This is a genomic window from Acinetobacter sp. 129952 (genome assembly GCF_056642055.1).
In genome coordinates this window covers 233,719-247,303 of the sequence record NZ_JBWVSU010000003.1, presented here as the reverse complement: position 1 = coordinate 247,303, position 13,585 = coordinate 233,719, and the positions used below count along the sequence as shown (strand labels likewise).

The window sequence follows — 13,585 nt, the reverse complement described above, 5'->3', positions numbered from 1 at the left end:
ACCGTTACATAAAAGATGAGCGATTTTTCATCCAGTTTGCTGGGATGAATTGAGATTTCTCCTTGAAAGTTTTAGCATGAAGCCGGCTGCAATGCTGATCTTGCAGATTTTATTTTTGGGGAGAACGGTTTTATGCAACAGGCAGCTGAGTTTCAGGTCAAGGACGGGCAACTAATCGGTGCACGTCAAATCCCGTCTCCCAATTTTAATCAGCGGCCAGAACAGACCGAGATTCAATTGCTGGTGATTCACAATATCAGCCTGCCACCTTCACAGTTTGGCGGTGGTTATATTGAACAGTTTTTTCAGAATCAGCTGGACTGGTCCGTACATCCTTATTTTCAAACCATTGAAGGGATGCAGGTGTCGACCCATCTGCTAATTTTAAGAACGGGAGAAGTACTGCAATTTGTTAATTTCAATGACCGTGCCTGGCATGCCGGCCGCTCGAGCTATTTGGGCAAAAAAGAATGTAATGATTATTCGATCGGGATCGAACTGGAAGGCAGTGATGACTTGCCTTTTGCAGCTGAACAATATCAGGCCTTGGTAAAAGTCACGGCCTGTCTGCAACAGCATTATTCCAAGATTCAGCAGCATATTGCCGGACATTCGGATATTGCACGGGGCCGCAAGACCGATCCGGGACCATATTTTAACTGGGCTGATTTTCGTGCACAGTTACAGCATTATAAAAACACCTCAAGCTCGCTTGAGCGATGAAATTAAGCAATGAACTTCTGACAAAAGTTTCATTACAATAGCCACAAATTTATACATTAGGTGAATAGGATGGCGCTTTGGCGTTCGACCGTCATTGTCAGTGCGATGACCATGTTGTCACGCGTACTGGGATTGGTTCGAGATATTGTTTTACTGAATGTCTTTGGTGCTGGTAAAGACTTCGATACCTTCGTAGTCGCATTTCGTATTCCAAACTTTTTCAGGCGTTTATTTGCCGAAGGCGCATTTTCACAGGCGTTTATTCCGGTACTGACCGAATATAAGACCAGTCGCACGCATACTGAAGTCCAGATCCTGATCAGCCGGGTATTTGGCTGTCTGGCCACGGTCATGACCACGTTGACCATGGTCGCGATCATTGCTGCGCCATTGATCATGTATATCTATGCGCCCGGTTTTCATAGCGATCCTGAAAAATTCGCTCTGGCGACCGACATGTTCCGCCTGACCATTCCTTATTTGTTGTTCATGTCACTGACGGCTTTTGCCAGCAGTATTCTCAACAGTTATGGCTCTTTTAGTACCCCAGCTTTTGCACCAGTCTTGCTGAATGCGGCGATGATTGCCGGAGCGCTCTGGCTTACGCCGTATATGGCCGAGCCGATTATGGCGCTGGGCTGGGCAGTGATCATTGCCGGTATTTTACAGCTGGCGATCCAGATTCCTGAATTGTGGCGTAAAAACCTGCTGATTCCACCGAAAATTGATTTCAAGCATGAAGGCGTAGATCGCATCATGAAGTTGATGCTACCGGCATTATTTGGTGTATCTGTCACGCAAATTAATCTATTGTTAAATACCATTTGGGCTTCATTCATGCAGGATGGTTCGGTGTCCTGGCTGTACAGTGCCGAGCGTATGACCGAATTGCCGCTGGGTCTGATCGGTGTTGCAATTGGTACCGTGATTTTGCCGTCCTTATCGGCACGGCATACTGAGCAAAATCCGGAAAAATTCCGTGGCATGATGGACTGGGCAGCCAAAGTTATTGTGATGGCAGGCCTACCCGCCAGTATTGCACTGTTTATGCTGTCGACCCCGATCATTCAGGCCCTGTTTGAACGTGGCCAGTTCACCTTTGAAGATACCCAGATGACGGCTTTGGCGCTGCAATGTATGAGCGGTGGTGTGATTGCCTTTATGTTGATTAAAGTCTTTGCTCCCGGTTTTTATGCAAAGCAGGATACCAGAACCCCGGTGCGTGTCGGTTTGATGGCTGTGGCGGCCAATGCGATTCTGAACGTGATCTTTATCGGCTTGTTCAAGCTGATTGACTGGGAAGCAGAGCATATGGCGCTTGCACTGGCATCGACGGGTTCAGCGATGGTCAATGCCGGTTTGCTTTATTATTATCTGCATAAGCGTGATATTTTCCGTTTTGGTTCGCACTGGAAAAAAATCTTCCTGCAATTCATGTTTGCCAATGTGGTGATGATTGCGGCTCTGGCCTATGCTCTGAGCTGGTATAACGCAGATGTATCGCAATGGATGCGTGTCTTAGAAGTATTGATCTTATGTGTTGTCGGTGTGGTGGCGTATGTTGCAGCCTTGCTAGTGGCAGGTTTTAGACCACGTCATTTAAAACCTTAAGTTCATATTGAAAGAAGTATTTTTGATCAAAACAGAGCATTAAAATACCCATAAAAAAACAAGAGCCAGAAGGCTCTTGTTTTTTGAAAGCTAACACTTGCTTTGAAAAGGTCTAGCGTAAATCTAGACCTTGCCGCGCGAAAGAAAACCAACGATCGCAAGAATCACCGCAATTACTAACAAGATAATTGCAAAATCCTTAGACAAGCCTGCGACGCCACCGAAACCAAGTAGACTCGCAATTAATGCAATAACAGCAAAAATAATAGCCCAGCGAAACATATATATTCTCCATGTGTTTTTATTTTCAAATTTAGTATAGAAATAAACGATTCCAGCGACTGTTAGTGTTTTGTTGATGAACTGTCTATGATTTAACAATAGTTTACGTGATAGTAATAAGAATTTGAGGCGGTAGGTCTGCAGGGTTCGGGCTGCTATAATAAGCTGATTTTTGAATGTGCCGACCTGATCATGAGCGATACTTTACGTCCCGAATTCTGGAAAAACTATTCACTTGCTGAACTGACACAAGTCGAGTGGGAGGCCTTGTGTGATGGTTGCGGATTATGTTGTCTGATTAAACTGGAAGATGAAGAGACTCAGGAAATCGCATATACCAAAGTGGCCTGCAAACTGCTGGATTGTAGCACTGCGCGTTGCTCCAATTATCCAGATCGCTTGCAATATGTGCCGGACTGTATTCAGCTCACGCCAGAGAAGCTGGAAACGATTCACTGGTTGCCTTCGAGTTGTGCCTATCGTCGGGTAGAGCAGGGTAAAAGCCTGCCATCTTGGCATTATCTGATTAGCGGTTCACGGGAAAGTGTGATTCAGGCACGCAAGTCGGCAGCAGGGCGCTGCCTGACTGAAAGCGATATTCATGAAGATGACATCGAAGACTATATCGTACGCTGGGTGCGTTAAATCTGCCTGAGTGATTCGTTTATTGATCTGCTGGATGGAGTAGGGCCTGGGCCGAAGCACCGGCCATCGGACGATAGAAATAAAATCCCTGTCCAATCTGACAGTCACAATGGATCAGGGTGTCCAGCTGTTCTGTATTCTCGATCCCTTCCACTAGAATATCCAGTGCAATACTAGAGCCAATCTGGGTAATGGCTTTGACAATGGCCAAGGCGGACGGGTCACTGTTCATGCGTTCTACAAAGTTGCGGTCAATCTTGATGCAATCGACCGGATAGTCCTGCAAGCGGGTCAGCGAAGAATGTCCAGTGCCAAAGTCATCTAGTGAAATCTGGATTCCGGCCTGTTTCAGCAGGTTCAGGGCGCGAACCACATAATTGGCACCATGTTCGGATAGGCTCTGCTCGGTAATTTCTAGTTCAACTTTATGTGCGGGAATATCAAAGTTGGACAGGCGTGCCAACAGTTTTTCGGCATAGTCATCGCGCAGGAATTCGACCGGTGCAGCATTGATGGAAATCGGTAACAGATCCAGACCTTGTGCCTGCCAGCGACTCATATCTGCAAAGACTTTCAGTTGCATGGTCTCACTGATGCGTGAGGCCAGCTCATAGTCCTGAAAGGCAGCAAAAATTTCGGAAGGTAACTGAATGTTCTGATTCTGATCTTGCCAGCGTAATAGTGCTTCGAAACCAATCACTGCACCATCAGAAAGACGTACTTTAGGTTGGTAATAGGGAATGATCTGATCGGCGAGAATAATTTTGCGTGCCAGAGTCAGCTGCTTGGTCATATTTTCCAGTGAACCGCACATTTCCTGATTGAACATGCGGATGCCACCACGACCACTATTTTTCAGGTCGTTTAAGGCGATATCAGCACATTTCAGCAAATTAGAAGTATTTAAGGCATCACGTGGATAGATGGCACAGCCAATACTCATGGCACTGCTGATGCTATTGCCGACATAATTGATGGGCTGATCCAGCTGGGCATAGGCCATTTGCGCCGTTGCCAGCAGCTGTTCTTCACTTTCCAGATTTTTCACCAGCACAGCAAATTCATCGCCACCCAAACGGGCGATGATGGTATTCGGACCGAAACAGGTCTGGAAGCGTTTGCCTAAGACATGTAGCAGATGATCACCAGCAATATGGCCCAAGGTGTCATTGATATGCCGGAAATAGTCCAGATCGATCAGCAGTAAACCCGCTATGGTCTGTTGTTGTTTGGCCTTTAACAGTACCTGTTTAAAGGTTTTATAGAAGGTACTGCGATTATACAGGCCGGTGAGTTCATCCCGTTTAATCACTTCTTTTAAACGTGTTTCTGCAATTTTTTGCTGACTAATATTGCGTGATACACAGAGAATATTTTGGGTAATATTGTGCTGATCCAGAATCGGGGTGAGCAGATGATCCCAATATTGGATTGGTTGATCTTTAATCTGAACTTTGCTGGAGAAACGGCTGTTTAAGCCTTGGGCTGCCTGTTTCAGAGCACGTTGCCCGGATTTTCGGGCTTCAGGGGTTAAGCGATTTAACCAGCACAATGAACGGTCTTGATTTTGTCCTGCGGTCTCACTTACTTGTGCCAGACAGCCAGACTGGTTGCTATGTCGAATCTCGCCTTCAGGGCTGATAATGTTAATGCAGTCTGCGCTGGCATCCAGCATGTTTTCCTGGGTTGAAACAATCTGAGAAAGTTGCTGCTGGATCTCAAAATAATCATGCACATCGGTCAGGGAAACTGCCCATTGCAGCAAATGGTTAACTTCATGATGAAATTTTACCGCCAGGCTACACATGCGATAATGGCTATCATTGCGTTTAATCCGGCACTGGGTTTCAAAATTCTGATGCTGATCCAGCGCAGCATGCCACTGCGCTAAAAATAGCTGCAAGTCCTCGGTATGAATAAAACTCTGCCATTGCAGATGGCCCTGTTCATTCAGGTTCATGCCAAGATAATCAGTCATGGCATCGTTAAAATATTGCAGATGTTGTTTGTTGCTGACCCACAAGGGTTGCGGTAAGGCATCGATCAGATTTTTTAATAAAACCGATTCAGACAAGTGAACGTGGGGTGCAATCAGTGATGATGACGTCAGTGGCTTAGACCGACTCACAGCTCCATGTTCAAATTTATCATGCTTCATGCATTCACCACTACAACCCAAAAGTGCCCAAGGGGCGAGATAAGTTTCTTTTAATTAGAATAAACAATATGAAAATTACACTGTAATTAATTCACAATTAATCATGTTCAAATTATTCGCTTTTATAGAGATTAATTCATTCAGAATTAAAAAAATAGAGGATATCTCCATAAATTAATTTTTTATGCTTGATGTTTGCATTCTTGGAATCAAAACTGCTGGTGTTAGAATGAGATCAGAATTTAGTTTGAGCCAATAATAACATGTCAGATAGTCATATCCCGCTTCCAGAACGCTTACGGCCACGCGACCTTACACAGATTATCGGGCAGGAACATTTGCTGGGAGAACATGCGCCCTTACGCCAGATGATTGATCAGGGGCATCTGCCTTCGATCATTTTCTGGGGACCTCCCGGAGTCGGAAAAACCACCATTGCCTTACTGCTGGCTCAAGCGGTAGACCGACCTTTTATCAGCCTGTCTGCACTGAATACCGGGGTGAAAGAACTGCGTGAAATCATTGCCGAGGGTGGCGATTTGCTGACGCCAGTGGTATTTATTGACGAAATTCATCGCTTTAATAAATCCCAGCAGGACGCGTTATTAAATGCGGTCGAGAAAGGGAAAATTACCTTAATTGGCGCCACCACTGAAAATCCGTCTTTTGAAGTAAATAGTGCCTTATTGTCACGTTGTCAGGTGTATAGCCTGAATGCATTGAGCGCTGAATCGATTCAGACTTTGTTGACGCAAGCCTTACAAAATGACTCTTTCTTGCAGGAAAGACATATCCTGATTGAAGAATTTGATGCCCTGATCCAGTTCGCAGCAGGAGATGCCCGCAAGGCACTGAATTTACTGGATCTGATTGCCAGTACCTTTGAAGCGGATATGGAAAATATCATCACCAATGCGGTGGTGGTCAAAGTCGCACAGCAGAATATTGCCCGTTATGACAAGTCCGGTGAACAGCATTATGATCTGGTCTCGGCCTTTATTAAATCGATTCGTGGCAGTGATCCGGATGCAGCCTTGTACTGGATGGCACGCATGCTCAAAGGTGGTGAAGATCCGGTATTCATTGCACGGCGTATGCTGATTGCCGCATCCGAAGATATCGGTAACTCTAATCCAAATGCCTTGCTATTGGCAGGGGAATGTTTCCGTTCGGTACAGGCCGTGGGAATGCCAGAATGCCGGATTATTTTGGGGCAATGTGCAGTTTATCTGGCGACCAGTGCTAAAAGTAACAGTACCTATCTGGCGATTAACAAGGCGATGGAACTCGCAGATAAAACTTCAAATTTGCCAGTGCCTTTGCATTTAAGAAATGCGCCAACCAAGCTGATGAAAGAGCAGGGCTATGGCGTGGATTATCTGTATCCGCATAATTATCCTGAGCATTTTGTGCTACAGGAATATATGCCGCCAGAACTGAAGGATACCAAACTGTATGAATCAGCACGTAATAAACGTGAAGTTGAAGGGGAGCGTTTACAGCAACGCCGTTGGCAACAGCAACAACAGCAGCAATAAAGCTGGGTATCCCAACTAATTGAACAGATTAAAAAAAAGCCCAATTCAAGGCGAATTGGGCTGAAAGTAGGATGTTTTTGAGGGAGATAACATCCTAGAGGGTAGAGGAGAAATTTGGTCGGAAAATATGGAGTAAAGTGCGTCAACTCACTGATTTGCCTAGTATGTGATAATACTAATGCATGTAGTTTTTGATGTAAAAACGATCATTTTAATAATAAAAATTTATTTTTCCGATTAAAAGCCGGAAATAAAAAACCGAGCTAAAAAGCTCGGTTTTTTCGAATCTGCGCATTTACAGATTAGATGTTGTCCAGGTCGATACCTAAACGGTCAGCCACTTCTTCATAGGCTTCAACCACGCCGCCTAAACCTTGACGGAAACGGTCTTTATCCAGTTTTTTCTTGGTGTCTTTGTCCCATAGACGGCAACCGTCTGGAGAGAATTCATCACCCAGTACGATACGGTCGTGGAACACGCCGAATTCAAGTTTAAAATCGACCAGAATCATGTTACCTGCGTCAAACAATGCTTTAAGCACGTCATTCACTTGGTAAGTCAATTCTTTCATTTTCGCCAATTGTTCAGCAGTCGCCCAACCTAAAGCAATGGCTTGTGACTCATTGACCATTGGATCGCCAAGCGCATCATCTTTAAAGAACAATTCAAATGTTGGAGGAGTCAGTTCCTTGCCTTCTTCCACACCCAGGCGGCGGCATAAAGAACCTGCTGCATAGTTACGGATCACACATTCAACCGGGATCATATCCAGTTTTTTCACCAGCACTTCATTTGGAGTCAGTAGCTTTTCAAAGTGGGTCTCAATTCCCGCTTCTGCCAGTTTTTCCATGATGAAGGCGTTAAAACGGTTGTTCACCTTGCCTTTACGATCTAGTTGCTCAATTTTTTCGCCATTGAATGCTGAGGCATCATCGCGAAAGACTAAAATCAGATGGTCTGAACTGTCTGTGGTGTAGACAGATTTCGCTTTACCAGTATAGAGCAAGGTTTGTTTTAACATGAGGGAACCTTTTACAAAAAAAATGCCTAGAAATGTCTAGGCTGGCCAATTTTGGTAAATCTGGTTGAGCAGTTCTGCGGCTTTTTCACGGTCGGCAAAACTGTTATCGGCATTGAACACAGCGAGGTTATTACTTGAACCGACAGAAGATAATCTTAATACATAAGTCTGCTGGTCGACTTTAATCGTGACTTCATAACGATTTTTGCTCTGCACAACAATGCTATGATTCAGACTGCTGAGGGTGGCAAGTGTATATTGCCAAATTGTAGCAGAATTTCCCTCAATTTTAAGCAGCGGATTAAGATTTCCGTCAGTGACCAACTGTGGTTTACCCACCGTATTGGTTTCGGTCAGATCAGCTGTATTTGAGTTTTCAGTCTGGGCTTGTGGACGTGGCAAGGCAAAACGGTTGCCACGCTGGTTTTCAAGCTTCGGTGCATGTTCAATTGCAAGTGGATCAACTATTGGAGCAGGATACAATGGCGTTGCAGGACGAACCATGGCGCCTTCAGGATATTGTAAAGCTTCCAGGGTAGTAGTCTCTTTATAGTCTAAAGTGCCGTTATTAAAGGCCATTGAACTACAACCTGCCAAACTGAATACTGAAAGTGTAAGGCTAAGTCCTAAACGTAATTGCATAATCTTGTGCTCTTTTATTTAATAACGCCCGCTTCTACCAGTGCTTCATGAAGCGGAGCGCGATATTGTTCTGCAAGTGGTGTTAATGGAAGGCGAATACCTGTACCAATTAAGCCCATGTCATGGAGTGCCCATTTCACAGGAATTGGGTTCGATTCGCAAAATAAAATATTGTGTAAATTTGCAACCTGAGCATTTAGCTGTTCAGCTGTGGCTGCATCACCAGCAATGGCAGCGGCACACACTTCGCTCATGGCTTTCGGAGCCACGTTTGCCGTGACCGAGATATTACCTTTGGCGCCATGTCCGATCAGTTGATATGCAGTCGCATCATCACCCGAATAAACAGTCATATCTTTGCCTACAAGGCCTTGTAGCAATTCAGCACCGCGCGGTACATCGCCAGTCGCATCTTTAATACCGATAATTTGTGGAATATCCGCCAGACGAATCACGGTTTCATTGGCCATATCCACACCGGTACGGCCTGGAACATTATAAAGAATCTGTGGCAGGTCAACCGCTTCAGCAATGGCTTTATAATGCTGGTATAAGCCTTCCTGAGTTGGTTTATTATAATACGGCGTCACCAGTAAAGCGGCATCTGCCCCTAGCTCTTTGGCTTCGCGAGTCAGTTCGATCGCTTCACGGGTCGAGTTTGCACCTGTACCAGCAATAATAGGAATACGTTTGTTGGCCACACGAATGATTTCTTTGATCACCTGGGTGTGTTCACTCATGCTGAGAGTAGAGGCTTCGCCTGTCGTTCCAACAGCAACAATACTGTTGGTGCCCTCTGCAATATGCCATTCAACCAGCTTCTCGAGACCCTTCCAATCTACGCTGCCATCTTCAAACATAGGGGTGACGATTGCGACTATGGAACCTTGAATGGTCTGTGCTTGCTGAGTCATTTTAAAAAACTATCCTATTTGTCCATCCGAAAGGAATGAGAAAACATAAATTGGGATGGATTTGTATTTTGATTTATAGCAAATTCAATAGATTTGCATTGAATTGAATATTGCTTATGCAAATTATGACTGATCAAACGCATAAGAACAATATGCTTTAGTAAAAGCTACTGAATTCTTTATACAAAGCCTTTTGGAAACAATCAAGTAATAAATAAGATGATTTATAAAGCAAAATCCTGAGACCAAAGTTATGTCTCCAGTCTAAACAAAAGAGGATATTGCCCCAAATGAACCCAATAATGATAAGGCTTGTGCAAAAAGATCAGCTGAAATCTGCCATTTTTATGCCTTTTGATTTTTGATTAATAGTTATATTGGATAAATTGAGACCTCGTACATCTTGATCGCGTTCTCGTACCAAGACAAATAGATCCAAAAACTACTAAGACTAATCTTTTTTAAATATCAATAAATTGAGAATTTTTTTTCTTATCGGTTAATTTTTTAACTTGATGTATAAGCCTTAAAGTCTAAGTCTTGAACTTTATGGTGTTCTGATTAAGTGTTTTTGCGACTTTATCTGGTCTTATCCTATTTTTATCTGCCTCTACTCCTTTGGGAATATCTAAGCAAAACGTTCAACTTATTGATAGTTATTTCTGCAATCAGGCTCATAGATGATGGCTGTCTTTTGTAACGCTGATTGAACAAGGATAATCCAATGGAAAAATCAGACAATAAGCATGCTATCGTCACGGTCGCGATCTGTTTTCTGATTGCGGTGATTGAAGGCTTAGATATTCAGGCAGCCGGAATTGCTGCTGCAGGTATTCGTGAGCATTTTGGTCTCGATAGTTCCCAGTTGGGTATGTTTTTTAGTGCAGGGATTCTGGGTTTATTACCGGGTGCACTGGTTGGTGGGCGATTTGCGGACCGCATTGGCCGTAAGAAAGTCTTGATCTGGTCGACAGCAGTATTTGCTGTATTTACCTTATGTACCGTCTGGGTCAATAGCTTTAACAGCTTGCTGGCAGTGCGTTGCCTGGCTGGAGCAGGTCTGGGCGGCGCGATGCCAATTCTGATCACACTTGCTTCTGAAGCAGTCTCTCCACAAAATCGTGGCCGTGCAGTGGGCTTGATGTACTGCGGTATGCCAGTCGGTGCAGCGATTTTGTCTTTAATTGCAGCGACTGAATTTGGTGCTAACTGGAAGAATGTTTTTTATCTCGGAGGTCTGTTACCGATTCTTGCCATTCCGCTGATGATGTTATTTTTGCCTGAATCGAAGGAATACCTGAAAGCACAGAACAAAACGGCTGCAGAACTTGCTGTTGCACCGCAGGGTTCATTCAAGGACCTGTTTAATTCGGACAACCTGTTACGTACGCTATGTATCTGGGTGAGCTACTTCTTTACCTTGATGGTGGTTTACATCATGTTGAGCTGGTTGCCATCATTGTTTATGGAACTTGGCTTCACACGTAAGGATGGTTCAACCGCACAGTTCTACTTCATGGTGACAGCGACGATTGGTACGATTATTTTGGGTATGCTAACCGACCGCTGGAAGAAAGCCTATGTGATCCTGTTGATGTACGGCGGTATTCTGGCAGGTCTACTGGCGCTGAATGGTGCAAGCTCGCTGAACCAGATGTATATGGCAGCAGCATTGGCCGGTGCCTTCGTGATTGGCTGTCAGGGTGTACTGTATGCCTTCGGTAGTATCGTTTATCCGACAGAAGTGCGTGGTACTGGTGTTGGTGTTGCATCTGCAGTTGGCCGTATCGGTGCCATGCTGGGGCCAGTCATTGCCGGTCAGTTATTGACAGCAGGTTTCGGTGCTGCGGGGGTCATTACTGCTGCGATCCCATGTATCATCATCTCTGCATTATGTATGCTGTTCTTGGTGAACCGCACTAAAGTGTAAGGTTCAACGATTTAAAAAAGCCTGCTCTTGCAGGCTTTTTTATTTTCAGAATTTAAGAATTAAATACACTGTTTTATTATTAAAAAGACTCATCACTTTATCTTAAAACTTATTTTTTTGCAGAGATCTAGCTTGATACAAGCCCGGAACTCATCTCATATTTGTCAAAAACAATGAATCTATTGATCTGCTCATATACACATGCCGAGAATACACAGTCATGCCATTTTTAACCGTAGAGCTAAAAATCCTGAGGTATTTTGCGCTATGCTTGGGCATAAATCGAGATTTCAATGGATGAAAACAGATGCAGAATAATGTTGCTTTACTGGTCGTAGACGTACAAAGAGGATTTACCCCGGGAGGCAATCTGGCTGTAGCCAATGCTGACCAGATTATTCCAAATATTAATCTATTGGGGCAGCATTTTAAGCATATTATCCTGACCCAAGACTGGCATCCGGACAACCATATTTCTTTTGCAGACAACCACCCCGGCAAAGTAGCCTATGACAGCATTCAGCTGGATTATGGCACTCAGGTCTTATGGCCAAAGCATTGTGTGCAAGGGACACGCGATGCCGAACTGCATCCGGATTTAAATTTACCGCAAGCACAACTCATCATTCGCAAGGGTTTTCATTCCCAGATCGACAGTTACTCGGCCTTTATGGAAGCTGACCAGAAAACCCCGACGGGTCTTGCTGGCTATCTGCGTGAACGTGGGATTGATACCGTATTTGTGGTCGGGATTGCTACGGACTTTTGTGTGGCCTGGACTGCAATCGATGCCTGCAAACTGGGCTTTAAAACCTATGTGATTGCCGATGCCACCAAGGGCATTGACCTGAATGGTTCCTTGCAACATGCCTGGCAGGATATGCTGTCGCATGGCGTGAAACGTATCTATGTGAAAGATATTGTTCAAGCAGCTTAACACTGGATAGGGATAGAACTTAATATCCCTTTGATCTTATTTATATTTGAATATAAAAATTCAGGCATCAACGGGTGCCTGTTTTATCTTGCTTTTTCTCCCTTAATGTCACCTGGATGAAACCCATGTCAGCCTTGCTCCAGTTTAGCCAATTTGTCCAAAAAACCTTTGCTTTATGGGTGCTGCTTTTTTCCGGCATTGCCTTGATGATCCCTGAAGTTTTTGTCTGGTTACGGGCTTATATTCCGTGGATGTTGGGCATCATCATGTTCGGCATGGGCATGACCATGACCGTCGGAGATTTTAAAAGTGTCTTGCAAAGTCCGAAGGCAGTAGCGATTGGCGTCGTCGCCCAGTTTATGGTGATGCCGGGTTTGGCCTTTTTGCTGTGCAAGCTGTTCCAGCTGCCACCAGAGATTGCCATCGGGGTAATCTTGGTGGGTTGCTGTCCGGGCGGAACTGCATCCAATGTGATTACCTATATGGCCAAGGGCAATACTGCCTTGTCGGTCGCCTGTACCTCGGTTTCGACTTTACTGGCGCCCATTTTAACTCCGGCCATTTTCTATGTGTTGGCCAGTCAGTGGATTGAGATCAATGCCTGGTCGATGCTGGTGTCGATCTTACAGGTGGTGTTATTCCCAATTATTCTGGGCTTAATCGTACGGGCGCTACTCAAGCAAAAAGTCACGGCCTATATTCAGGTCATGCCGTTGATTTCTGTGATTGCGATTGTGGCAATTGTCGCGGCGATTATTGCCGGCAGCAAAACCCAGATTCTGGAGTCCGGTTTAATGATTTTAGGGATCGTGGCCTTACACAATGGTATGGGCTATTTACTGGGTTATTGGGCCAGTCGCATATTTCACTTGGCAGAAATAGACTGTCGTGCGGTATCCATTGAAGTGGGGATGCAAAATTCTGGTCTGGGTGTGGCCTTGGCGGCGACCCATTTTGCCGCATCACCACTTACTGCTTTACCAAGCGCCATTTTCAGTCTATGGCATAATATTTCAGGGCCAGCTTTAGCCACTTATTGGGCGGCCAGACAAACTAAAAAAACAGACACCTAATTGCAGTTTGATGACAGCACACAACGAACCAGAGTATGATTTTTTTATAGTGTGAAAAAGTTAGAATATTAATTTATATGGATTTATCGAGCTTTGTAACATAAGTGTCA

The 13,585-nt window shown here is 44.6% G+C and carries 12 protein-coding genes; 7 read left to right on the top strand and 5 right to left on the bottom strand.

Going from position 1 to position 13,585, the window contains the following annotated elements; genetic code table 11:
- Positions 1-132 precede the first annotated feature (132 nt).
- Positions 133-723, top strand: coding sequence for a 1,6-anhydro-N-acetylmuramyl-L-alanine amidase AmpD (gene ampD, locus AC1IR0_RS05450; RefSeq protein WP_409651384.1), 591 nt, complete (start codon positions 133-135; stop codon positions 721-723).
- Positions 724-783: 60 nt separating this feature from the next.
- Positions 784-2,334 carry a murein biosynthesis integral membrane protein MurJ gene (gene murJ, locus AC1IR0_RS05445; protein ID WP_409651386.1) on the top strand — a complete coding sequence of 517 codons (1,551 nt, stop codon included), beginning with the start codon at positions 784-786 and terminating at the stop codon, positions 2,332-2,334.
- A 123-nt stretch (positions 2,335-2,457) separates the two neighbouring features.
- Here the strand turns inward: murJ and AC1IR0_RS05440 are convergent, their stop codons facing one another.
- Positions 2,458-2,616 (bottom strand): DUF1328 domain-containing protein, encoded by a 159-nt coding sequence (locus AC1IR0_RS05440; protein WP_004647174.1) that lies wholly within the window; start codon positions 2,614-2,616, stop codon positions 2,458-2,460.
- Between the two features lie 192 nt (positions 2,617-2,808).
- On the opposite strand from AC1IR0_RS05440, the gene AC1IR0_RS05435 reads away from it, so the two are divergent.
- The gene (locus AC1IR0_RS05435) at positions 2,809-3,261 is read left to right on the top strand and encodes a YcgN family cysteine cluster protein (RefSeq protein WP_253147850.1); all 453 of its coding nucleotides are present in this window, start codon (positions 2,809-2,811) and stop codon (positions 3,259-3,261) included.
- 19 nt (positions 3,262-3,280) lie between these two features.
- On the opposite strand, the gene AC1IR0_RS05430 is transcribed toward AC1IR0_RS05435, so the two are convergent.
- Positions 3,281-5,419 (bottom strand): putative bifunctional diguanylate cyclase/phosphodiesterase, encoded by a 2,139-nt coding sequence (locus AC1IR0_RS05430; protein WP_479741218.1) that lies wholly within the window; start codon positions 5,417-5,419, stop codon positions 3,281-3,283.
- Between the two features lie 263 nt (positions 5,420-5,682).
- On the opposite strand from AC1IR0_RS05430, the gene AC1IR0_RS05425 reads away from it, so the two are divergent.
- The gene (locus AC1IR0_RS05425; RefSeq protein WP_180087177.1) at positions 5,683-6,957 is read left to right on the top strand and encodes a replication-associated recombination protein A; all 1,275 of its coding nucleotides are present in this window, start codon (positions 5,683-5,685) and stop codon (positions 6,955-6,957) included.
- 302 nt (positions 6,958-7,259) lie between these two features.
- Here the strand turns inward: AC1IR0_RS05425 and purC are convergent, their stop codons facing one another.
- The 3 genes from purC to dapA are packed head-to-tail and all read right to left on the bottom strand — an operon-like array spanning position 7,260 to position 9,535.
- Complete coding sequence (gene purC, locus AC1IR0_RS05420; RefSeq protein ID WP_180087176.1) at positions 7,260-7,979, bottom strand: phosphoribosylaminoimidazolesuccinocarboxamide synthase; 720 nt, start codon at positions 7,977-7,979, stop codon at positions 7,260-7,262.
- A gap of 36 nt (positions 7,980-8,015) precedes the next feature.
- Positions 8,016-8,621: a lipoprotein-34 precursor (NlpB) gene (locus AC1IR0_RS05415; protein ID WP_409651392.1), complete on the bottom strand. Its 606-nt coding sequence runs from the start codon at positions 8,619-8,621 to the stop codon at positions 8,016-8,018.
- Between the two features lie 14 nt (positions 8,622-8,635).
- Positions 8,636-9,535 carry a 4-hydroxy-tetrahydrodipicolinate synthase gene (dapA, locus tag AC1IR0_RS05410; protein WP_004281249.1) on the bottom strand — a complete coding sequence of 300 codons (900 nt, stop codon included), beginning with the start codon at positions 9,533-9,535 and terminating at the stop codon, positions 8,636-8,638.
- A 724-nt stretch (positions 9,536-10,259) separates the two neighbouring features.
- Here dapA and mhpT point away from each other — a divergent pair.
- The 3 genes from mhpT to AC1IR0_RS05395 all read left to right on the top strand — a co-directional run bounded on the left by mhpT (position 10,260) and on the right by AC1IR0_RS05395 (position 13,475).
- Positions 10,260-11,465: a 3-(3-hydroxy-phenyl)propionate transporter MhpT gene (mhpT, locus tag AC1IR0_RS05405; protein WP_409651396.1), complete on the top strand. Its 1,206-nt coding sequence runs from the start codon at positions 10,260-10,262 to the stop codon at positions 11,463-11,465.
- Positions 11,466-11,772: 307 nt separating this feature from the next.
- Positions 11,773-12,402, top strand: coding sequence for a bifunctional nicotinamidase/pyrazinamidase (gene pncA, locus AC1IR0_RS05400; protein WP_005105311.1), 630 nt, complete (start codon positions 11,773-11,775; stop codon positions 12,400-12,402).
- Between the two features lie 125 nt (positions 12,403-12,527).
- Entirely contained in the window at positions 12,528-13,475 is a 948-nt protein-coding gene (locus tag AC1IR0_RS05395; RefSeq protein WP_409651398.1) for a bile acid:sodium symporter family protein, read from the top strand.
- Positions 13,476-13,585: the final 110 nt, after the last annotated feature.

Bases quoted from the DNA above. Each gene is read 5' to 3' on its own strand.
- ampD (WP_409651384.1), top strand. From the start codon at position 133: ATGCAACAGGCAGCTGAGTTTCAGGTCAAGGACGGGCAACTAATCGGT.
- AC1IR0_RS05440 (WP_004647174.1), bottom strand. From the start codon at position 2,616: ATGTTTCGCTGGGCTATTATTTTTGCTGTTATTGCATTAATTGCGAGT.
- AC1IR0_RS05435 (WP_253147850.1), top strand. From the start codon at position 2,809: ATGAGCGATACTTTACGTCCCGAATTCTGGAAAAACTATTCACTTGCT.
- AC1IR0_RS05430 (WP_479741218.1), bottom strand. From the start codon at position 5,419: ATGAAGCATGATAAATTTGAACATGGAGCTGTGAGTCGGTCTAAGCCA.
- AC1IR0_RS05425 (WP_180087177.1), top strand. From the start codon at position 5,683: ATGTCAGATAGTCATATCCCGCTTCCAGAACGCTTACGGCCACGCGAC.
- purC (WP_180087176.1), bottom strand. From the start codon at position 7,979: ATGTTAAAACAAACCTTGCTCTATACTGGTAAAGCGAAATCTGTCTAC.
- AC1IR0_RS05415 (WP_409651392.1), bottom strand. From the start codon at position 8,621: ATGCAATTACGTTTAGGACTTAGCCTTACACTTTCAGTATTCAGTTTG.
- dapA (WP_004281249.1), bottom strand. From the start codon at position 9,535: ATGACTCAGCAAGCACAGACCATTCAAGGTTCCATAGTCGCAATCGTC.
- mhpT (WP_409651396.1), top strand. From the start codon at position 10,260: ATGGAAAAATCAGACAATAAGCATGCTATCGTCACGGTCGCGATCTGT.
- pncA (WP_005105311.1), top strand. From the start codon at position 11,773: ATGCAGAATAATGTTGCTTTACTGGTCGTAGACGTACAAAGAGGATTT.
- AC1IR0_RS05395 (WP_409651398.1), top strand. From the start codon at position 12,528: ATGTCAGCCTTGCTCCAGTTTAGCCAATTTGTCCAAAAAACCTTTGCT.